We start from the raw sequence: 20286 nt of genomic DNA, 5'->3' as shown, positions 1-20286 counted from the left end.
CGGATTACCACGTCAATCTGCGACACCGCTTATACGGCTTCCGCCACCCGGCCACGCGCCGCGTCGAGCCGGGTTCCAGCCGCCCCGCCCACCACGGCCCAGAGCACCGCGGTCACAGAGTGTGACATAACGGGCGTCGCTTAAGTAAAATCCCAAACCATCGTTTACGGCCGCAAACCCCCGGCCAAGCAGGGGTTCCCGACGCCTCAGACCCCCCTCTGGTTTACCCCCGTCACACCTGGATGTCCGAAATTTCATGACAAAGGGTGCCTGGCACCGACAGAATGCGGAACGCCCACCCGCCGTCCATCCATACGGAGGACACCCATATGCGTAGACCCCTAGGGGTACTCGCGTGTGTTGTGAGCCTGGCCACCCTCGGTGCGCCGGTCGCCACGGCCCACGCCGCGACGGTGCCGCAACCCGCATGCCGCGTGACTGTCGCCAAGCCGCAGGTCACCGCCGCCGGAAAGATCCAGACATCCGCCACCAGGCGCGGCTGCGAAGGCAGCGCCCTCGTCCGCGTCCGCATCAAGCGCGCGGTGGCCGGCCCCGACCGGATCGTCAAGAGCGCGTCGGGCAGGGGCATCAGCCCTCGGGTCACGGTCTCGATGCTGTGCGCCCCCGGTGTCTACTACGCGGTCGCCACCGACTACGCCGGCAACTCCGGCAAGTCGCGGCCGGTCCGGCTGTCGTCCTGCACGCCGACCACGCCGACTCCGACTCCCACCGACACGACCACACCGACGCCATCACCGAAGCCGACGGCCACCGCCACTCCCACTCCGACCGACACGACCAATCCGCCGACTGACGTGGTGGGAACGGTCGACGAGAACGAGGTCCTGCGGCTGACCAACGCCGAGCGGGCGAAGGGCGGCTGCAAGCCGCTCAAGCACGACGCCCAGCTGCACAAGGCCGCCTTCGGCCACTCCTCCGACATGGCGACCAAGAACTACTTCAGCCACACCTCGCAGGACGGCCGCAGCTTCATGGACCGCATCCGCGGGGCGGGCTTCACCGGCGGAACGGGCTGGGCCGAGAACATCGCCATGGGCCAGCCGACCCCGGCCTCGGTGGTCACCGGCTGGATGAACAGCGCGGGCCACAAGGCCAACATCATGAACTGCAAGTACAACCTCATAGGTGTCGGCGCGGCCAAGAACTCCAAGGGCCAGATCTACTGGACCCAGGACTTCGCCGCCAAGTAGCGGCCGCCCGAGCAGAACGATGCCCTGCGGCCGGCCGCCCGGCCGCGGGGCATCACCCTATTCAGGGCCTGGCGCTCGCCAGGCCACCCAGCCGGGCGCTCGTCCGTTACCGGTCGGCCCGCCCGATGAGGCTCGTCAGGCTTGGCGCCACTCCGCCACGCTGCCGGGATCGTGCAAGTGCAGGTCGGGGGCTCCTTCCAGGGCCTTCTCCTCGCCACCGGGCGTGTACGTGACGATCAGCCGCAACGGCCGCCAGGTCGAGTTGAACGTCGAGTGGTAGGCCCCCGCCGGAATGTGCACGGTGTCACCCTCCTTGATCGGGAACGGTTCACCGTCGTCGACCATCTGCGACGCCTCACCCGAGATGACGTAGATGATCTCCTCGGCCGTCGGGTGGTTGTGCCGGGCGTGTCCCTGCCCGGGATTGATGATGACCTCGCCCAGCGTGCTGCTCGCCCCCTCGATGGCCGACGGGGTGACGAACCACTTGATGGACCCCCAGTCGAAGGCCATCGTGGGCACGGAGTCCGGACTGACGTGCATGGGCAGCTCCTCAGAAGTTCAGTGACTTGAAGGCTCGTACCTGCTCGGTGATGGCCCGCTCCGTGGGCAGCCGCTCGACGGACGAGGCGCCGAAGAAGCCCACCACGCCCTCGGTGTGCGACAGGACGTGGGCCGCGTCGGCGGGCTCGGCGATCGGGCCGCCGTGGCAGAGCACGAGGATGTCGGGCCGGACGGCCGCCGCCGCGTCGCGCATGGCCTGTACCCGGGTCACGGCCTCGTCCAGGGTCAGGGCGGTGCCCGCGCCGATGCTGCCCTTGGTGGTCAGCCCGACGTGCGGGACCAGCACGTCGGCGCCGGCCTCGGCCATGGCTCGGGCCTGGTCCTCGTCGAAGACGTACGGGGCCGTCACCAGGTCGCGCTCGTGGGCCAGCCGGACCATCTCCACCTCCAGCTCGTAGCCCATGCCGGTCTCCTCCAGGTTCTGCCGGAAGACGCCGTCGTACAGGCCCACGGTGGGGAAGTTCTGGACGCCCGCGAAGCCCATCGCGGCCAGCTGGTCGAGGAAGCGCGGCATGACCCGGAACGGGTCGGTGCCGCAGACGCCCGCGAGCACCGGGGTGTCGGCGACGACGGGCAGCACCTCGGCGGCCATCTCGACGACGATCTGGTTCGCGTCGCCATAGGGCAGCAGCCCGGCCAGCGAGCCGCGCCCGGCCATCCGATAGCGGCCGGAGTTGTAGATGATGATCAGATCGACGCCGCCGGCCTCGGCGCACTTGGCCGACAGGCCGGTGCCCGCGCCCGCGCCGATCACCGGCCGCCCCTCCGCGACGGTGCGGCGCAGCCTGGCCAGCACCTCCTGCCTGGTCATGCGGCATCCCCTCCGAGCTGCCTGGTCATGCGGAATCCTCTCCCGAGATCAGGCGATGCAGCCGCTCGGCCATCGCCCGGCCGAACTCCGGATCGTTGATGTGCAGGTCGAACCGCTTGGTCGCGGGAAAGGCGGCCAGCGCCTCGAAGCAGGCCGCGTCGGCCTTGGGATCGTGGAAGTCCATGCCCGGCGCGTCCAGGGCGGACACGCCGCCCAGCGGGACGAACAGCTCCGTCGGGCCGCTGGCCGCGCCGAGCTTGGCGGCCACCCGGGCGCCCAGCTCGGCCATCTCCTCCGGCGTGGTGCGCATCAGCGTCACGGTCGGGTTGTGCACGTACAGCAGCCGGCCCGCGAACCGCTCGGGCACGGTGTCGCGCGGGCCGAAGTTGACCATGTCCAGCGCGCCGGGGGCGACCACCTGCGGCACGCCGTGCGCGCCCGCCGCCGTCAGCCGGTCAGGTCCGGCCGACAGCACCCCGCCGACCAGGTCGTCCGCCAGTTCGGTGGTGGTCAGATCCAGCACCCCGGCCAGCAGCCCGCTCGCCGCCAGCCCCTCCAGCGCCCGGCCGCCCGACCCGGTCGCGTGGAAGACCAGCACCTCGTAGCCGAGCTCGTCCAGCCGCTCGCGCGCCGCGTCCACGGCGGGCGTGGTCACGCCGAACATCGACGCGCCGATCAGCGGCCGTTCGTCGCTCTGCGTCGTACGCACCGCCCTGGCCAACTGGTGCGCCTTGGCCATGCCCGCCGCCGCGGCGGCCGCGTTGCCGAGGATCGCCCGGGAGACCCGGTTGACGCCGGCGATGTCGACCACGCTGTACATCAGCGTGACGTCCCTTGCTCCGACATAAGGCGACACATCGCCCGACGCCATCGTGGACACGATCAGCTTGGGCAGGCCGATGGGCAGGTCGCGGATGGCCCGCGCGGCGATCGACGATCCGCCGCTGCCGCCCACGGCCAGCACCGCGTCGACCCGGCCCTCGGCGTACAGCCCGGTCAGGATCGCCGCCGCGCCCTCGCCCATGGCGGTGACGGCGGCCCCGCGGTCGCCCCCCTCCTGGAGCGCCCGCAGGTCACCTCCGCCCGCCGCGGCCACCTGCTCGTTGGAGACGTCGGCGAGCAGCGGCACGCCGGGCTCCTTCACTCCCGCGTCGACCACGAGCACATCGCTGCCCAGCTCCACCAGCCGGTTGCGCAGCCAGGCGTACTCCTCGCCCTTGGTGTCGAGCGTCCCGATCAGTACGACGGTCGGCATCTCACGCCACACCCCTCTGTTCGAAGACCTTCTTCGCCACATTGATCGCGTTGATCGCCCTTGGGAAGCCCGCGTACTGGACGCAATGAATGATCACCTCGACGATCTCCCCGGGCGTGAGGCCCACGTTGAGCCCCGCGTTGATGTGCCCGGTGAGCTGAGGTTCGACGCCACCGATGTTGACCAGCGAGGCGATCGAGGCGATCTGCCGCTGCTTGAGGTCCAGGCCGGGGCGCGAGTAGATCTCGCCGAAGTTGAACTCCACGCCGTAGCGCCCGAGGTCGGCGCCGGGGCCCGACAGCGCGTCGAGCAGCCGGTCGGCCGCGCCCTCGCCGTACACCTCGTCGTACTTGGCTCTGCCGCTGTCCATCGACATCAGATCGAGTGACCTCCGTCCTGGGGCAGGATGACGCCGGTCAGGTAGGCGGCGGACGGCAGGCAGAAGTGCACGATGCTCTCCGCCAGGTCCTCCGGACTGCCGAGCGTCCTGGTGGGGATCTGGCCCAGCAGGGCCTCCCGCTGCTCGGGCGTGTCGCGGTCGCGGCCCGGCGTGTGCTGGGCGCCGGGGGCGATGCAGTTGACCGTGATGCCGTCGGTGGCGTACTCGATGGCCAGGGCCTTGGTCAGGCCGACCACGCCCGCCTTGGCGGCGGCGTAGCCGCTCGCGTGCCGGACCAGGCGCCCGCCGCGCAGGGCCGCGATGGAGGCGATGTTCACGATCCGGCCGCCGCCGCGCGCCAGCATCGACGGTACGACCGCGCGGGTCACGTTGAAAACACTGGTCAGGTTGACGTCGACCATCCGCTGCCACTCGGCGGCGGTCATCTCGTGGAAGGGCCGCACCATGCCGCCGCCCGCGTTGTTGACCAGGATGTCGATCCCGTCCCAGGCCCGGACCACCTCGTCGATCGCGCCCTGGGTCGCGTCGAGGTCGGTGATGTCGGCCTTGAGCTCCAGCGCCTCCCGCCCGGTCTCGCGTACGGCCGCGCCGAACAACTCCAGCCCCTCGGCCGCCACGTCCAGCCCGGCGACGTCGCAGCCCTCCCTGGCCAGCACCTGGGCGAACACCTTGCCCATGGCCCCGCCGGCGCCGGTGATCACGGCCTTCCTGCCTGCCAACCTCATAACGCAACCTTTCACTTAAGAGCTCCGGCGGTCATGCCCTGGATGAAGTGCCGCTGGAGGAGGAGATAGAGGGCGATGATGGGGATGCTCGCCAGCGTCACCCCGGCCGCGATCATCGACCGGTCCACGCTGTACTCACCGACGAAGAACATGATCCCGGTGGAGATCGGGCGCAGCCCCTCGTCCTGCCCGTACAGCAGGGGGATCAGGAACATGTTCCAGGTGAACATGAACTGCAGCACGACCAGCGTGATGATGCCAGGCCTGGCCAGCGGCAGGACGATGCGGGTGAAGACCCGCCACTCGGTGGCGCCGTCGATCCGGGCCGCGTTCGAGATCTCCTCGGGCAGCCCGCGGAAGAACGCGCGCATCAGGAACACCCCGAAGGCGAGGCCGAGCGCGACGCTCGGCACGATCACCCCCCAGTACGTCCCCAGGATGCCCAGATCCCTGACCAGGTAGTACTGCGGAATCATGATCGACTGAAACGGGATCATGATGCCGAGCAGGAAGGCGCCGAAGATGATCCGCTCGCCGGGCAGCCGGCGGGTGCCCAGGGCGTACCCCGCGAGGCAGGAGAAGAAGGTCACCAGCGGCACCACGAAGGCGGCGTACAGCACGGAGTTGCCGATGTAGGAGCCGAACCGGCCGGTCGTCCACGCCTCGGCGAGGTTCTCCCAGTGCAGCGCGGTCGGGATGCCGAACGGGTCCTGGTTGATCTCCGACGTGCTCTTCAGCGCCGAGAACCAGATCCACAGGAACGGCATCACGAACAGCAGCGCGAACAGCCCGAGTATCAGGTACCTGGCCGTCTTCACGGTGATCGTCATGCGCGCTCCCTGACCCGGACCACCGCGACCGACACCAGGAGCGAGATCACGGTGAGCACCAGCGACAGGGTGGAGCCGTAGCCGACCTCGTTCTCCATGAACGCCTTCTGGTAGGTGTAGGTGGCGATGAGCTGGGTGGCGTTGTCCGGGCCGCCCTTGGTCATGATCCAGACGTGGTCGAACGCCTGGAAGCCGTGGACCAGCAGCAGCACGGTGACGAGCGTGATCGCGTTGGACAGTTGCGGGATCACCACGTGACGGAAGCGCTGCCAGCCGTTCGCGCCGTCCATCCGGGCCGCGTCGAGCAGGTCGGTGTCCACGTTGTGCAGCGCGGCGGTGAAGATCACGAAGGCCAGTCCGACGGTCGCCCAGACCGAGGCCACCATCACCGCGTACAGGGCGAAGGTCGGGTCACCGAGCCAGCCTCTGGTCCACGATTCGAGGCCCACCGCCTCCAGCGCCCGGTTGAGGATGCCGAAGGCCGGGTTGTAGATCCAGCTCCAGACGATGCCGACGATGATCGCGGGCAGCACCTGCGGCATGAAGTAGATCGTGCGCAGCGCGGTGAAGCCCCGTGGCCGGTTCCACACGAACATGGCCAGCAGCAGCGCCACGCCCATCGTCAGCGCGGTGCCTGCGACGACCCAGACGAGGTTGTGCCCGAGCGAGCGCCAGAACAGGCCGTCTCCGAGCATCCGCTGGAAGTTGGCCAGGCCGACGAACCGCTTCTCCGGGCTGGCGCCGTCCCAGTCGGTGAGGCTCAGGTAGACCGACTGGGCCAGCGGCCACAGGATGAAACCCGCGTACAACAGCCCGGCCGGGACCAGGAAGAGGTAGCCGAGAGTCCGGCCGGACGGCGACGGGGTGACGCGGGCCCCGCGACGCGTGACGGTAAGAGTGAGCGTCATGAGGTCACGCCCGCCTCCCACGCCTTCTGCAGCTCCTCCGCCTGCTTGGCCGGGGTCTTGTCCCCGGCGACCACGGCCTGGAAGCCGCTGGTCATCGCGTTGAGGAAGCCGGGCGCGGCCAGGCCGTGGTTGACGGCGTAACCGATGTTGGTCTTGGCGTCGCCGCCGCCGGTCTGGGCCGCCTGCATGGCGAGCTTCTGCAGCGGGCTGAGGTTCCAGCCCGCGGAGTCGAACGGCACCGGGGGGAAGATCTTGGCGCCCTCGACCCAGAGCCGTACCGCCTCCGGCTTGTAGAGCGAGTCGAGGAACTGGGCGGCCACGTCCGCGTTCTTGCTCTTGGCCGAGATGTAGTAGGCCGAGCCGATGCCGCCGGGATAGACGCGGGGTCCGCCGTTGACCGAGGGCATGGCCATGATGCCGATCTCCTGGCCCTGCATCTCCTTCTCGATCGTGCCGACCGCCCAGGTGCCGTTGAGGTTCATCAGCGCCTTGCCGGCCAGGAAGAGCGACTGGGCGTCGGGGCCGCCGAGCGAGTTGAGATCCTTGATGAACCCGCCGGCCTTGACCAGGTCGACGAAGAAGAGCTTGATCGCCTCGACCAGCTGCGGGGTGTTCCAGCTGCCCTTGTTGTCGAAGATCAGGTCGCCCATCGGCTGGGCGCCCGCGAGGTTGTTGGCCATCATCGAGAAGGCCCACCAGCTCGGGTAGACGTCCGACTGGCCGTACGCGATGGGCGTGTAGCCCTTCTTGGCGGCGGCCGAGGCGAAGGTCAGTAATTCGTCGAAGGTCTCGGGGACGGTCAGGCCCGCCTTGTCGATGAGGGTCTTGTTGTAGAACAGGACGGTGTTCTCCGACTCGTCGGGCAGGCCGTAGAGCTTGCCGTCGAGCGACGCCTCCCTGATCGCGAACGGCGTCAGCCGGTCCAGCCAGCCGTACTTCGCGGCCACGTCGTCGAGCGGCTTGATCAGGCCGGCCTCGGCCAGCACTCCGGCGTTGCCCGCGCCGACCTGGTAGTAGATGACGTCCGGGCCGGTGCCCGAGGCCAGCGCGGTCTTGCCGACCGTGGTGAGCTGGTCGCCGGTCTGCGAGGTACGGGTGATCGTCGCACCCTTGAACAGGTCGTAGACCTTCTTGACGGTCTCGTTCTGCGGGGAGGTGGTGAACTGGTCCCACACCTTCAGGCTCGCGCCGGCCGTACCTCCGCTCGCCGGTGCGGGATCCGTCCGGCCCCAGCCGCAGGAGCTGAGCGTCACCGCCGCGGCGGCCAGGCCACCGGTGCGGAGGAAATCGCGGCGCGTGGGGGTGTTCAAGGCGTTGTCCTCTCATGTGCGGCCCAGGGGGCCGTGAAACGGTGGTGTCCGGAGGCCACCGAGCACACGACCGTCCCGTCACGCCGTTCGAGGACGGTGACGTGGGCGGTGGACTCGATCGCCTCGGGATCGCCGGTGGGGAGGTGCACCGTGGCGTCCGTCCCCGGGGGGATCAGCACGTCCACCGTGAGCACGCCGTCCGTCACCGACCATGCGGACTCGACTCGCCCCCGAGCGGTCTCCTGCACGGCGCGGGCCCGGGTGAGCTTGCCACCCGGCCGCGGGCGGATCACCAGACCGGCGTACGCGGATGAGTCCGCCGTCTGGCCGATCCCGGCGACTCCTCCGTAGAGCCAGTCGCCGATGGCGCCCAGGCTGTAGTGGTTGAAGGAGTTCATGGTGGCCGCCTGGAAGCCCCGGTCGGGGGTCCAGCCGTCCCATCGTTCCCAGATGGTCGTGGCGCCGTGCCTGACGGAGAACAGCCAGCTGGGAAAGGTCTCCTGGTGGAGAAGTTCGTAGGCCAGGTCGGCGCGGCCGATCCTGGTGAGCACCGGGCACAGCAGCGCGACCCCGAGGAAGCCCGTGGTGAGATGGCCGTCGTGCGCGGCGATGTCACGCACCAGGTGCTCGGCGGCCACTTCGGCGGGCATGAGGCCGAACTCGATGGCGAGTAGGTAGCAGGTCTGGGTGTCGCCGTGGATGCGGCCGTCCGGCGCGACGAACTCCTGGTTGAAGGCTCTTCTGATCGCCGCGGCCAGCTGCTCGTACCGTTCGGCTTCCGGCCTGCCGAGGATCCGCGCCGCCTCGGCGACGAGCGTGGCCGACTGCGCGAAGTAGGCCGTGGCCAGCACGTCGCGCGGGGTGTCCACGCCGATCTGGAGCCAGTCGCCGTAGTTCCTTCCGGTACGGCGGCGCCAGATCAGGTCGGGGTTGTGCCGTTCGATCTGGTCCACCCAGGCGGCCATCGCGGGCAGGCAGCGCTCCAGCACGCGGCGGTCGCCGTACAGGCGGTAGAGCGACCAGGGGACGATCACGCCCGCGTCGCCCCAGCCCGGCGCGCCTTCCCTGGTCAGGCAGACCAGCGGCGCCACGTCGGGGAAGGAGCCCTCCGCGTCCTGCCCGGTCAGCACGTCCTCCATCCAGTCGGCGAAGAAGGCCGAGACGTCGGCGCCGCGGGCCGCCGTGGGGAGGAAGACCTGGGCGTCCGCCAGCCAGCCGAGCCGCTCGTCGCGCTGGGGGCAGTCGGTGGGCACCGAGACGAAGTTGCCGCGCTGGCCCCAGCGGATGTTCTCGTGCAGCCGGTTGACCAACGGGTCGTCACAGGAGAACTCCCCGGTCCACGGCAGCTCGCTCTGCAGCACTCGCCCGGTGACCTCGATCCGCCCGTCGAATCCGGTGATCTCGACGTAGCGGAAGCCATGGACGGTGAAGGCGGGCTCGTACACCTCCACCGGGTCGCCGCCGCAGACATAGACGTCGGTGGCCTCGGCGCGGCGCAGGTTCGCCAGGTGCAGGGAACCGTCCTCCTCCAGGATCTCGGCGTGGCGGAGCTGGATCCGCCGCCCGCGCTCGGCGCCGTGAACGGTGAGCCGGACCCGGCCGACCATGTTCTGGCCCAGGTCGGCGATGGTCTCGCCACCGGGTCCGCGCAGGACGCGCACGGTCGGGAGGTCTTCGACCACGCGTACGGGGGCGCTGCGTGACCAGACCAGCTCCGAGGTGTCCGTGCCGGTGACGGCCACGGGCGTCCAGGCGGCGTCGTCGTAGCCGGGGCCGTCCCAGCCGTCCAGCCTGGCGCGGGCGTCGTAGTACTCGCCCATCAGCAGGTCGGAGTGGCGCAGCGGGCCCGGCGACTCGCGCCAGTTCTCATCCGTGGCGATCACATGGCGGGATCCGTCGGCGAACTCCAGCACGAGCTGGGCGATGAGCGCGGGCGCGTCGCCGTACAGCTTGCCCGCCTTGCGGGGGTCCATACCGACGAAGCCGCTCCACCAGCCGTCGGCGAGCAACGCTCCCAGGACGTTCGGCCCTTTGTGCAGCCGCGCCGTGACGTCGTAGGACTGGTACCTGATCCGGTGGCGGTAGTCGGTCCAGCCCGGCTCGAGCTCGGCGTCGGAGACGCGCACGCCGTTCAGCGAGAACCGGTGCAGACCGCGGGCGCTGGCGTGCAGCCGCGCCCGCACGGGGAGTTCGGCCAGGTCGAAGGCCCGGCGGAGGTGGGCGCAGGCGGTCAGCTTGCGGGTGGTGAAGGAGCGGTCGTCCTCGACCGGCGGCTCGAAGACCGGCTGCGCGCCATCGTCCCTGGCGATCCAGGCCGCGCGCCAGCCGCCCATGAGCCCCGTCTCGAACCACGAGTCCGTACGGCCCGCCGCGGCTCCCCACGCGTCACGCACCTCCACCGACCAGTCGTAACGGGTCGAGGGCCGGAGGGGCGCTCCCTCGTAGACGACCTGGTGCTCGCCGGCGCCTCCGGTGTCCCAGACGACCTGGTCTCCGGCACGCACGATCAGCCGGTAGGCGGTCTGTCGATCGCCGTGGTCGTCGGAGCGGAGCTTCCAGGACAGACGGGGCGCGGTCTCGTCCATGCCGAGTGGCTGTTCGAGGAACTCGCAGGTGAGGCCGTACGGAGACAGGCTGGGCATGGGCTTGACCACTTCCCTTCGCAGGCCCACAACCGATCTGAATCGTTTTAAGAGGGCCGGTGTGGCGCACGTTACATCGATGTTGCGCGATTGGTCAACCGGTTGACCAATGCCGCTTTTGGGACGTACCGTCCCATGTCATGGACTACGCGCTGCTCGGCCCGACGGGCATCAGGGTGTCGCGGCTCTGCGTCGGCACGGCGACGTTCGGGGTGGCCCCCAGCGCCGCCGACGCCGCCGGGCTCGTGCGTGGCGCGCTGGACCATGGGATCAACTTCTTCGACACCGCCAACGCCTACGGCAACCGCCCGCAGTTCGACCGCCCCGGCCTACCGCCCTGGACCGAGCGCGAGTCGGCCGAGGAGATACTCGGCCGGGCGCTGGCCGGCCGGCGGGACGAGGTCGTCCTGGCGACCAAGGCCCGCGAGAGCGTCGGACCCGGCGTCAACGACCGGGGCCTGTCACGGCGACACCTGATCCAGCAGCTCGAACGGAGCCTGCGCCGCCTCCGCACCGACCACGTGGACCTCTACTACGCCCACCACCCCGACCCCGACACGCCGCTCGAACAGACCCTCACCACGCTCGACGACCTGGTCAGGCAGGGCAAGGCGCGCCATGCGGCGCTGTCCACCTATCCCGCGTGGGAGACCGTCCAGGCCCTGTGGATCTGCTCGGCGCGCAACCTGCACGGCCCGGTCTGCGCCCAGGTGCGCTACAACCTGTTCGACCGCACACCGGAGGCGGAGCTGGTCCCTGCCTGCCTGCGCCTCGGGCTGTCCTTGGTCGCGTTCAGCCCACTGAACGGCGGCCTGCTGGCCGGGACCGGCGGGCGGGAGTACAGCGGGGAGCGGCGCTGGGGTGGCGGCGGCTTCTCACCCGAACACCTGGCGACGGCCGGGCGCCTGGATTCACTGGGTGCCGAGTGGGGCCACCCGCCCGCCCACCTGGCCCTCGCCTGGCTGCTGTCCCGCCCGGCGGTGGCCAGCGCGGTCATCGGCCCGGAGGACCTCACTGAGCTCAGGACCAGCGTGGCCGCCGCCGACCTACGCCTGGAACCGGCCCAACTGGACGCGCTGACCGCCGTCCCGTCGTACCCACGCACCGCCCAGAGCCTGCTCAGGCTGCGGAAGAGCGAGCGATGACCGTCTCCTTCCTGCTCGCCGGTCCGCATCTGGACCGAGTACGACTCGGCGGGCTGCTCCTGCTGCGCCGGGTGGGCGTGCTGGTCAGGGACGGCCGGTGGATGACCGTGCCGGGGCGGCTGCTGCGGACCGACCCCGGCACGACCGCGAACTCGTCATCGCTCTCCCTCTCGCTGGATGTGCGGCACGGCGCGGACTTCAGCTGGCGTGGGACGGCGACCGTCACGGCGGACTCACTCACGTTCGCGTTCGACGGTCGGGCGGAGCGCGACTTCGAGCGAACCAGAATCGGACTCTGCCTCATCCACCCGCCGCATCTGGCGGGCACCCCGGTCGAGGTCAACGGGCAGGCCGCCGGGGAGTTCCCGCAGCGGATCAGCCCGCATCAGATCTTCACCGGCATCAGGACCATGCGCTACCGGGACGGTGGGGCGCTGGTCACGATCGAGCTGGACGGCGAGACCTTCGAGACCGAGGACCACCGGAACTGGAGCGACGCCGGCTACAAGACCTATGGGACGCCGCTCGGGCTGGGCCGGCCGGTGACGGTACGCCGCGGCGACCACGTCCACCAGCGCCTCCACCTCACGGTCACCGACTACCCGCCATCCCAGTCACGCCCACCCCGGCGCCGGATCCGCGGTGGCCCGACGACACGGGTACGCCTCCGAGTCCCGCAACCCCCTTCCGAAGACCCACTTGCGTTCGCGGAACCGCACACCCAGCGAGAAAAGCCAGCCGGAGAGACGCTTCCGTCGGTGGGGCTGTACCTGAGGCGGCCCCCGGTGGACGGGCGGAAGCTTGCCGGACCCTCGTTCCTGCACGGGACCGTGGATCTGGACGAGCCAGGGTGGCGCGAGGTGGCCGACCGGTTCTCCACCGCCGCCGAGGCAGCCGGGGCGACGCTCACGCTGAGCGCCGTCTGCTCGTCGTCCGACCAGGTGGCCGCACTGCGTGACGTCCCGGGCCTGGACACGCTCCTGGTGTTCGACCGTACACACGGCACTCCCCGAGAACTCGCCGAGGCCGCCCGGCGGTCCTTCCGGCGTATGCCACCGCCATTCCACGGTGCGCAGGTGCCCTTCGCCGGGCCGCCGGTGCGGATCGGCGGCGGCAGTCGGGCCCACTTCGCCGAGCTGAACCGGGCCGTGTCTCTACCGTCCGACCTGCTCGACCTGGTCTGCTTTCCCATCGCGGCCCAGACCCACCACGACGACGAGGCCAGCGCGCGGGAAACGCTGGCGGTCCACCCGCTGCTCGTCGGGCAAGCCGCCGAACACTGCCTGCCCGTGCTCGTGGGGCCGGTCGGCCTGCTGCCCACCTTCGGCTTCGCCGCCCCGCGCGGCGCACACGATCCCGCGCCGTCCGCCCTCTTCCGCACGACCTGGCTAACTGCCGCCCTGATCACTCTCGCCAACGCCGGAGCAGCCGCGATCTCCGTCGACGCCTGCGATGCCGCCGAGAGCTACACGGACGACCAGGACACCGGCGCCGACGCCGTACCGTCCGGGCTGCGGCATGTTCTCGCCGCCCTGCGCCCCTTCGTAGGAGGGCAGCTCGTCGACCCCGGGCTACCGGCGGGTCTGGTCGGCCTGGCCGTACACCACGGCGGACGACGGCTCGTCCTGGCAGCGGCGCTGGACGCCGACGGCCGTGGCGACGGCCACCACGACTGCGACGGCGGCCACTGTGGCGGCGGCGAGCCGGTCTTCGTCGGCACTCGGGGCTACACCGTCACCACGGTCACCGGTGGCGACGCGGGCGGCGTGGTCGTACAGGAGCATCCGCCCGGTACCGAGACGGCGGCCCTCACCGCACCGGCCGTCGCGATCCTCATCGCACCCCGCAAGCCTCATACCCGCAGGACCCCGCCCTCAGAAGGAGACCATTGATGCCCTTCAGGATCGGCCTGACCCGAGACTTCCTGACCGACGACGGGCGGATCGGCTGGGGTGACATCGGCCTGTCCGCGCTCGACGCGGCCGACGGGGTCGAGTGGGACTTCATCGAGGCCGTGGACGGTGACATCCCGCCCGAGGCGGTGCGCGGCTATGACGCCCTGATCGTCCTGACCCCCAGGGTCACCGCTGACACGCTCAAGGGCGCCGACCGGCTGGTTCTGATCGCCCGGTTCGGTGTCGGCTACGACAACGTGGACGTCGAGGCATGTACCCGGCACGGCGTGCTGGTCACCATCACGCCCGACGGCGTGCGCGGGCCGGTGGCGGTATCGGCGTTGACGATGCTGCTCGCCGCCGCGCACCGGCTCGGCGAGAAGGACCGGCTGGTACGCACCGGACGGTGGCACGACAAGCTGGACTACATGGGGACCGGCGTCACCGGTAGGACGCTCGGCCTGGTCGGCTGGGGCAACATCGGCCGCGAGCTGTCGCGGCTGTGCGCGCCGCTGGGCATGCGGCAACTCGCCGCCGACCCGTACGCCGATCCCGAGCGGGCGGCGGCGGCCGGTGTCACGCTCGTCGAGCTGGACACGCTGCTCGCCGAGGCCGACTTCGTGGTGATCACGTGTGCGCTCACCCCGGAGACCCACCACCTCATCGACGCCGGGCGGCTGGCCGGGATGAAGCCGACCGCGTACCTGGTCAACGTCGCCAGGGGTCCGATCGTCGACCAGGCCGCGCTCACCGAGGCGCTCACCCAGGGACGCATCGCGGGGGCGGCGCTGGACGTGTTCGAGGTCGAGCCGCCCGATCCGGCCGACCCGCTGCTGGCGCTGGACAACGTGCTGCTCAGCCCGCACGCCGTCGCCTGGACCGACGAGCTCGCCCTGGGCAACGGGCGCGGCGCCATCCAGGCCGCTCTCGATGTCGCCGCCGGTCGCGCACCGGCGTACCCGGTCAACCCGGCGGCACTCGACCACCCGCGTCTCTCCTCAAAGGCCCTCCAGTGACCGACCCCACACCCCGCTTCTCCAGGCTCTCCAGAAAGGTCCTCCGTTGACCGGTCCCATCAAGCAGGCGCTCCACAGCGGCGAGCTCGTGCTCGGCACCTTCGTCTTCGAGTTCGCGACCACGGGCATCGGCCGGCTCGTGGCGGGCGCCGGAGCGCAGTTCGTCATCTATGACGCGGAGCACACCGGCTGGGGGTGGGAGACCCTCGGCAAGGTCGTGGCCACCACCCGGCCGACCGGCGTCGAGCCGTACATCCGCGTCCCCACCGCCGAGCGCACCCAGATCTCCCGCGCGCTGGACGCCGGCGCGCGCGGGGTCATGATCCCGATGGTGGACTCTGCCGACCAGGCGCGGGACGTGGTGCGCTGGGCGAAGTACCCGCCCGACGGAGTACGGGGGGCGGCCTTCGGGGTCGCGCACGATGACTACGTCGTCACCGACAACGTGGCCTACATGCGCGACACCAACGCCCGGACCATGGTGATCACCCAGATCGAGACCGTCGCCGGTCTGGAGTCCGTGGAGGAGATCGCCGCGGTGGACGGGGTGGACGTGCTCTGGATCGGGCATTTCGACCTGACGAACAGCATGGGCATTCCCGGACAGTTCGACCATCCCGACTACCTGGCGGCGCTCGACCGGGTGGCCAAGGCGGCGCGGGCCGCCGGCAAGTTCGCCGGGTTCATGGCGGGGAGCAAGGAGGAGGCCGCCATGCTCGTCGAGCGCGGGTTCAGGATCCTCGCGTACGGCGGCGATCTGTGGATCTATCAGGCGGCACTGCGGACCGGGTTGCGCGAGGTCAGGAAACTTGGCTGACTTCGACCACGTCGACCACGTCGGGATCGCCGTCCACGACGCCGACCAGGCCCTGCCCTTCTATGTGGAGCGGCTGGGCATGACGGTGATCGGCGACGAACGGGCGGAGGATCCCGGGGTGCGGCTCACGTACCTCGACGCGGGCAACGTCATGCTCCAGCTCGTGCAGCCGTTCAGGGACGGGCCCGTCGCCCGCTTCCTGCGCGAGCGTGGTGAGGGGCTGCACCACGTGTGCTTCAGCGTCGCCGACATCGAGACGACGCTCGCGGGCCTGCCGGGGCAGGAGAGCGCCCAGATCTTCATGGGCGGCCGGGGCCGGCGAGCCTGCTTCCTGCTGGGGGAGCCGAACGGCGTCCGCGTGGAGCTGACCGAGCGGGATCCGGTGCGATGAGCCGGGTCATCGTCCTGGACGACGATCCCACCGGCACCCAGGCCGCGGCCGACGTGCCGGTGCTGCTCGACCCGGACGCCGAACTCCCCGCCGACCCGTCGTACTACGTCCTCACCAACACCCGCGCCATGGAGGAGGGCCGGGCCGTGAGCCTGGTACGCCGGCTGCGCGACAGGTGCGGCGACGACGCCGAGTACGTCCTGCGCGGCGACTCCACCCTGCGCGGGCACGTGTTCGCCGAGGCCGACGCGCTCGGGGCGGCCGACGGGGTGCTGGTGTTCGTCCCGGCCTATCCCGCCATCGGGCGGGTGACGGTCGGCGGAGTTCACCGCGTCATGGTGAACGGCCGCTGGATGGTGGCCGCCGACACCGAGTTCGCCGCCGACCCGGTCTTCGGCTATTCGGCCAGGACGATGACGGAGTGGGTCAGGGAGACCGGCGGGCGCGCGGCGACGACGGCCCCTCTGGAGACGGTACGGCGCGGCGGTCTGGATCCGGTGCTGCGCCGGGCCGTACCGGGTGCGGTCATCGTCCCCGACGTGGAGACGGACGCCGACCTGGCGGCCATCTCCGCCTCGATCGACGCCGCCCGATCCGCGAACGTCCCCGTCGTGCTGCGCTGCGCCGCGCCCCTGGCCGCCATGCGCGCGGGACGCCTGGCGTACGGGCTGCTCGACCGGCCGCTACACCGCCGTCCCGGCGGCACGCTGGTCGTCTGCGGGTCCCATACCGAGGCCGCCGGCGCGCAACTCGCCGCACTCGCCACCGAACTTCGCGTTCCCGTACGTACGGCGTCCACCGAGGCCGCCCTGTCGGAGCCGGAGGCAGAGGGCCGCCGGGTCGCCGGACTCGCCCGCTTCGACCTCGCCGAACGGGGTGTCGCCCTGGTCGCCAGTGAGCGGGTCAGGCATTCCCGGCACAGTACGCTCGGGCACGGCGCCAAGGTCATGGCCGCACTGTGCGCTACGGTGACCTCGCTCCGTCCGCGCCTCACCGCGGTGATCGCCAAGGGTGGCATCACCTCGGCGCAGGTCGCGCGCGACGGGCTGGGGGCGGATCGCGCGCGCGTGCTGGGACCGCTGCGGCCCGGCGTGGCCGTTTGGGAGATAGGCGTACCCGGCGGGGCTACGCTCTCCTACGCCGTCGTGCCCGGGAACGTGGGCGACGAGCGAACCCTGGTGGACGTGGCTGACGCCTTCGGGCTGATGAGGCCTTCGGGCTGATGAGGAAGGGAAGACCGTGGCGGAGTCCGAAGGCAAGGCCAGGCGCGCGGGGAGAGCGGAGACGGCGTCCATCTCCCTCGCCGCGCCCCAGCGCGAGAGCACAGTGGTCGACATCGCCAGGCAGTTGCTGTCCCAGTTGCTCTCGGGCCACCTCGCGCCGGGCACCCGGCTGCCGTCCGAGCGCCAGCTGTCCGAAACGCTCGGCGTCGGACGCTCCACGGTCAGGGAGGCGCTGAAGGCCCTGGACGTGCTCGGCATCATCGAGGTACGTCAGGGAGACGGGACCTACCTCAGGCAGAGCACGTCCAGCCTGCTGCCCAGCGCCATCGAATGGGGTCTCATGCTGGGCCAGCCCCAGGTCCTCGACCTGATCGAGGCCCGCAAGCACATCGAGGTGGTGATCGCCGAGCTGGCCGCCGAACGCGCCGACGCCGCAGCCGTCGAGGAACTGCGCGCCCACCTGGCCGACATGCGCGCTGCCCGGGACAGCACGGCCTTCGTGGAAGCGGACGTCGCCTTCCACCTCACGCTGGCGCACGCGGCGGGCAACTCGGTCCTTGACGACATTCTCGGCAGCATCCGCTCGCTCCTGCGGGTCTGGATCCGGCGGGCGATCCACGAGGCGGGAGAGACCCAGACCACCATCGCCGAACACGCGGCCGTGCTGGCCGCGATCGAACAGCGCTCGCCGTCGGCGGCCGTCACAGCCATGCGCGGCCACATGGACGCCGCCAGCGGCCGCCTGCACCGCTCCCTCCAGGACGACGAGTCTCCCCACAAGGACGACGAAGCCTGACGCCTCCGACAGCCTGACGCCTCCGACAGGACGACGAAGAGCGGATGGTCTCGGTCGCGCGAGCTGACATAGCGGACAGCCATGCGGTACCTTGATCAATGTCGGTTGAAGCGACGGCCGAGGCGCCGGTTGAGCAGGAAGGGAGCGAGGAGCGTATGACCGCCCGTTGGGTGGCCGCTGTGCGCGGCATCTCCTCCTCTGTCCTTCCGGGCTGCCCGGGAGCCGGTCACTGCCGCTGAGCTCGGCCGTTCTCCGCGGGAGCCCTCTCTTCCGATGAAGGGTTCCGTTGAACACCACACCGCTCGACATCACGCCGTTCAACATCGCAACGCGGGCGGAAACGCCCGAAGACGCCGCCGCCATCCGCGCGGTGAACCTGTCGGCCTTCCCCACTCCGCTGGAAGCCGACCTCGTCGAGGCACTGCGCCTCGACCCGGCCTGGATTCCGGGCCTGTCCTGGGTGGGGGTCGCCCCTGACGGGGAGATCGTCGCCTATGCCCTCCTCACCCGCTGCCACGTCGGGCAGGCGCCCGCGCTGGCCCTCGGGCCGGTGGCCGTGTCGCCGGCCGTACAGAAGCAGGGGGCGGGCGCGGCAGTGACCCGGGCGGCGCTCCAGGCGGCCCGCGAACTGGGCGAGAGTGCCGTGGTCGTGCTCGGGCATCCCGAGTACTACCCCCGCTTCGGGTTCACGATCGCCTCCGGTCACGGCATCGGCGTGTCCTTCGACGTGCCCGACGAGGCGTTGATGGCCATGTCGCTGGACGGGAGCCCGCTGCCGGCGGGCACGATCCGGTACGCGCCGCCGTTCGGCGTGTGATCCCGCGCTGAGCCGGCGCTAAAAAGCCCGCGCCGCCGTACCAGCTCAGTTGGTACGGCGGCGCGGGCGCCCGCGTTGGCGGGACCGGCCACGGGGAGGGCCGGACCCACAGCGCGGGCTGGTTCCGCGACGAGGGCCTCCCGATATTCGCCCTCGTGGCGGTGGCCGGCTACTTGCCCTCGTGACGGTGGTCGTCGCGGTGGTCGCCGCCGCGGACGACGGTGAACTGGGCGGTGGCGGTCCGGTTGCCGACCTTGACGGTGACCGTCTTGGCGCCGAGCTTGGCCTTGGCCGGTACGGTCAGCGTCTTGGTGACCGTCCGCTGGTCGAGCGACACGCGGTAGCTCTTGCCCTCGGGGCTCGTGATCGTGGCCGCCTTACCCGCCGACGCGCCCTTGACCACGATGGTCACCCCGTAGGAGGCGCCCTGCTTGACGCGGGTCGGGTTGACCGAGACCTCGAGAGAGGCCGGGCTCCGGTGCTCCTTCAAGTAGAGGGTGGAGGCCGTGGTCTCCCGCTCGTGGGCGGTGGAGGTCGGACGCTTGGGCCGCGCGTTGTCGTCCGTCGCGGTGGGGCGGCCGGTCTTGACCGGTGCGGTGGGCTTGGTGGTCGGGGTGGTCTTCACGCCCGGGGTGACCGTCGGAGCGGGCTGCGGCTGGCCGCTGTCGGCGAAGGCGCCGCCCGCGAACGGCAGGGCGACGAGGGCGGCACTGGCCAGGGTCACGGTGAGGGGCTTCAGGAAACGCACTGAGATCAACGTCCAATCCTGGATGACCCGGCCGCATCCCGATGAATTCGGCCCCCGAAGGTCATCCGCACGCCCTGAACTCTGCCGACGCCACATGAGAGATGTCTGATATGCCGCTTTGTTTTATCTATGTCGGGTTGACATAAATTTTGCGGTCCCGCCGGCGGCGAGAGTGCGTCGACCGTGTCGGGTCATGGTCGATGGTCACGACCGCCCAGATTGCGCGTGCTCTCGGGCCCGTCTGACAGGGGCAGGCGGCGCTCCTCGACCGGTCAGGAGCCGGTGTCCAGGCGGCGATTTTCCGTTCCAGCAGGCAGGCCGCAAGATCTCCCATTTTTCGGGAGGGAGTATGAGAGGCCACGTGCTAGCGTGGCAGCTGTTGCAGTTTTGGTACCCACGAACTTTGCGCGCCCGACGGGTTCCGCCCCGAAGGCGTGTTGTTTTCACCGGTCATTTCCGGATGGGTCATTGCGGCGACATGGGATTCGTGACCTGCGAGTCCCGGCTCTGCGCCTATCAAAGGAGATCGACATGGCGACTGGCACCGTGAAGTGGTTCAACTCTGAAAAGGGCTTCGGCTTCATCCAGCAGGACGGCGGCGGCGCCGACGTCTTCGCCCACTACTCGAACATCGCCGCCCAGGGCTTCCGCGAGCTGCAGGAAGGCCAGAAGGTGAGCTTCGACATCACGCAGGGCCAGAAGGGCCCGCAGGCCGAGAACATCGTTCCGGTCTGATCTACGACGTAACACCACGACGAGCCGGGGTCCGCACACGCGGGCCC

20 protein-coding genes are annotated in these 20286 nt (G+C 70.4%); 10 read left to right on the top strand and 10 right to left on the bottom strand.

Translation table 11 applies throughout. The features are described from left to right. Positions 1-329 precede the first annotated feature (329 nt). Positions 330-1211: a CAP domain-containing protein gene (locus ACGFJ2_RS21930; RefSeq protein ID WP_393470875.1), complete on the top strand. Its 882-nt coding sequence runs from the start codon at positions 330-332 to the stop codon at positions 1209-1211. Between the two features lie 135 nt (positions 1212-1346). Here ACGFJ2_RS21930 and ACGFJ2_RS21925 read toward each other — a convergent pair whose 3' ends face one another. Genes ACGFJ2_RS21925 through ACGFJ2_RS21885 form a run of 9 tightly spaced genes read right to left on the bottom strand, consistent with a single transcriptional unit; the run spans position 1347 to position 10656 of the window. After that, positions 1347-1754 carry a cupin domain-containing protein gene (locus ACGFJ2_RS21925; protein WP_358200598.1) on the bottom strand — a complete coding sequence of 136 codons (408 nt, stop codon included), beginning with the start codon at positions 1752-1754 and terminating at the stop codon, positions 1347-1349. Positions 1755-1764: 10 nt separating this feature from the next. Then, the gene (locus ACGFJ2_RS21920) at positions 1765-2586 is read right to left on the bottom strand and encodes a phosphoenolpyruvate hydrolase family protein (protein ID WP_358200589.1); all 822 of its coding nucleotides are present in this window, start codon (positions 2584-2586) and stop codon (positions 1765-1767) included. A gap of 25 nt (positions 2587-2611) precedes the next feature. Beyond that, positions 2612-3841, bottom strand: a complete 1230-nt coding sequence (locus ACGFJ2_RS21915) for a Tm-1-like ATP-binding domain-containing protein (RefSeq protein WP_393470871.1) — start codon at positions 3839-3841, stop codon at positions 2612-2614. Between the two features lies 1 nt (position 3842). After that, positions 3843-4211, bottom strand: coding sequence for a carboxymuconolactone decarboxylase family protein (locus ACGFJ2_RS21910; RefSeq protein WP_393470868.1), 369 nt, complete (start codon positions 4209-4211; stop codon positions 3843-3845). Positions 4212-4216: 5 nt separating this feature from the next. Then, a complete protein-coding gene (locus tag ACGFJ2_RS21905) occupies positions 4217-4966 on the bottom strand; it encodes an SDR family NAD(P)-dependent oxidoreductase (protein WP_357939175.1) in 750 nt (249 codons plus the stop codon). Positions 4967-4977: 11 nt separating this feature from the next. Next, positions 4978-5796, bottom strand: a complete 819-nt coding sequence (locus ACGFJ2_RS21900; RefSeq protein ID WP_357939173.1) for a carbohydrate ABC transporter permease — start codon at positions 5794-5796, stop codon at positions 4978-4980. Then, complete coding sequence (locus ACGFJ2_RS21895) at positions 5793-6704, bottom strand: carbohydrate ABC transporter permease (protein ID WP_393470864.1); 912 nt, start codon at positions 6702-6704, stop codon at positions 5793-5795. Before ACGFJ2_RS21895 ends, ACGFJ2_RS21900 begins: the two co-directional genes overlap by 4 nt. After that, the gene (locus ACGFJ2_RS21890; RefSeq protein ID WP_358200554.1) at positions 6701-8014 is read right to left on the bottom strand and encodes a substrate-binding domain-containing protein; all 1314 of its coding nucleotides are present in this window, start codon (positions 8012-8014) and stop codon (positions 6701-6703) included. The genes ACGFJ2_RS21895 and ACGFJ2_RS21890 overlap by 4 nt, the downstream gene beginning before the upstream one ends. Beyond that, on the bottom strand, positions 8011-10656 hold the full coding sequence (locus ACGFJ2_RS21885) for a family 78 glycoside hydrolase catalytic domain (protein WP_393470860.1): 2646 nt from the start codon (positions 10654-10656) through the stop codon (positions 8011-8013). Before ACGFJ2_RS21885 ends, ACGFJ2_RS21890 begins: the two co-directional genes overlap by 4 nt. A gap of 140 nt (positions 10657-10796) precedes the next feature. Here ACGFJ2_RS21885 and ACGFJ2_RS21880 point away from each other — a divergent pair, with 140 nt between their 5' ends. The 8 genes from ACGFJ2_RS21880 to ACGFJ2_RS21845 all read left to right on the top strand — a co-directional run bounded on the left by ACGFJ2_RS21880 (position 10797) and on the right by ACGFJ2_RS21845 (position 18756). Then, entirely contained in the window at positions 10797-11801 is a 1005-nt protein-coding gene (locus ACGFJ2_RS21880; RefSeq protein ID WP_393470857.1) for an aldo/keto reductase, read from the top strand. Beyond that, positions 11798-13693, top strand: a complete 1896-nt coding sequence (locus tag ACGFJ2_RS21875; protein ID WP_393470854.1) for a hypothetical protein — start codon at positions 11798-11800, stop codon at positions 13691-13693. The genes ACGFJ2_RS21880 and ACGFJ2_RS21875 overlap by 4 nt, the downstream gene beginning before the upstream one ends. Continuing rightward, a complete protein-coding gene (locus ACGFJ2_RS21870; protein WP_393470851.1) occupies positions 13693-14712 on the top strand; it encodes a hydroxyacid dehydrogenase in 1020 nt (339 codons plus the stop codon). The genes ACGFJ2_RS21875 and ACGFJ2_RS21870 overlap by 1 nt, the downstream gene beginning before the upstream one ends. A gap of 46 nt (positions 14713-14758) precedes the next feature. After that, the gene (locus ACGFJ2_RS21865; RefSeq protein WP_393470848.1) at positions 14759-15529 is read left to right on the top strand and encodes an HpcH/HpaI aldolase/citrate lyase family protein; all 771 of its coding nucleotides are present in this window, start codon (positions 14759-14761) and stop codon (positions 15527-15529) included. Next, a complete protein-coding gene (locus ACGFJ2_RS21860) occupies positions 15522-15920 on the top strand; it encodes a VOC family protein (protein WP_357939157.1) in 399 nt (132 codons plus the stop codon). Before ACGFJ2_RS21865 ends, ACGFJ2_RS21860 begins: the two co-directional genes overlap by 8 nt. Beyond that, positions 15917-17143 (top strand): four-carbon acid sugar kinase family protein, encoded by a 1227-nt coding sequence (locus ACGFJ2_RS21855; RefSeq protein ID WP_393470844.1) that lies wholly within the window; start codon positions 15917-15919, stop codon positions 17141-17143. The genes ACGFJ2_RS21860 and ACGFJ2_RS21855 overlap by 4 nt, the downstream gene beginning before the upstream one ends. A gap of 16 nt (positions 17144-17159) precedes the next feature. Then, on the top strand, positions 17160-17939 hold the full coding sequence (locus ACGFJ2_RS21850) for a FadR/GntR family transcriptional regulator (protein WP_393470841.1): 780 nt from the start codon (positions 17160-17162) through the stop codon (positions 17937-17939). Positions 17940-18225: 286 nt separating this feature from the next. Beyond that, positions 18226-18756, top strand: a complete 531-nt coding sequence (locus ACGFJ2_RS21845) for an N-acetyltransferase (protein ID WP_357939151.1) — start codon at positions 18226-18228, stop codon at positions 18754-18756. Between the two features lie 169 nt (positions 18757-18925). Here the strand turns inward: ACGFJ2_RS21845 and ACGFJ2_RS21840 are convergent, their stop codons facing one another. Continuing rightward, positions 18926-19504 carry a hypothetical protein gene (locus tag ACGFJ2_RS21840; RefSeq protein WP_393470837.1) on the bottom strand — a complete coding sequence of 193 codons (579 nt, stop codon included), beginning with the start codon at positions 19502-19504 and terminating at the stop codon, positions 18926-18928. 531 nt (positions 19505-20035) lie between these two features. Here ACGFJ2_RS21840 and ACGFJ2_RS21835 point away from each other — a divergent pair. Further along, positions 20036-20239: a cold-shock protein gene (locus ACGFJ2_RS21835; RefSeq protein WP_214640926.1), complete on the top strand. Its 204-nt coding sequence runs from the start codon at positions 20036-20038 to the stop codon at positions 20237-20239. Positions 20240-20286 lie beyond the last annotated feature (47 nt).

The organism is Nonomuraea sp. NPDC049028 (genome assembly GCF_043197735.1).
Lineage (GTDB): Bacteria > Actinomycetota > Actinomycetes > Streptosporangiales > Streptosporangiaceae > Nonomuraea.
Note: the sequence above shows the minus strand (reverse complement) of the source record. Positions and strands in the feature narration are given on the sequence as shown.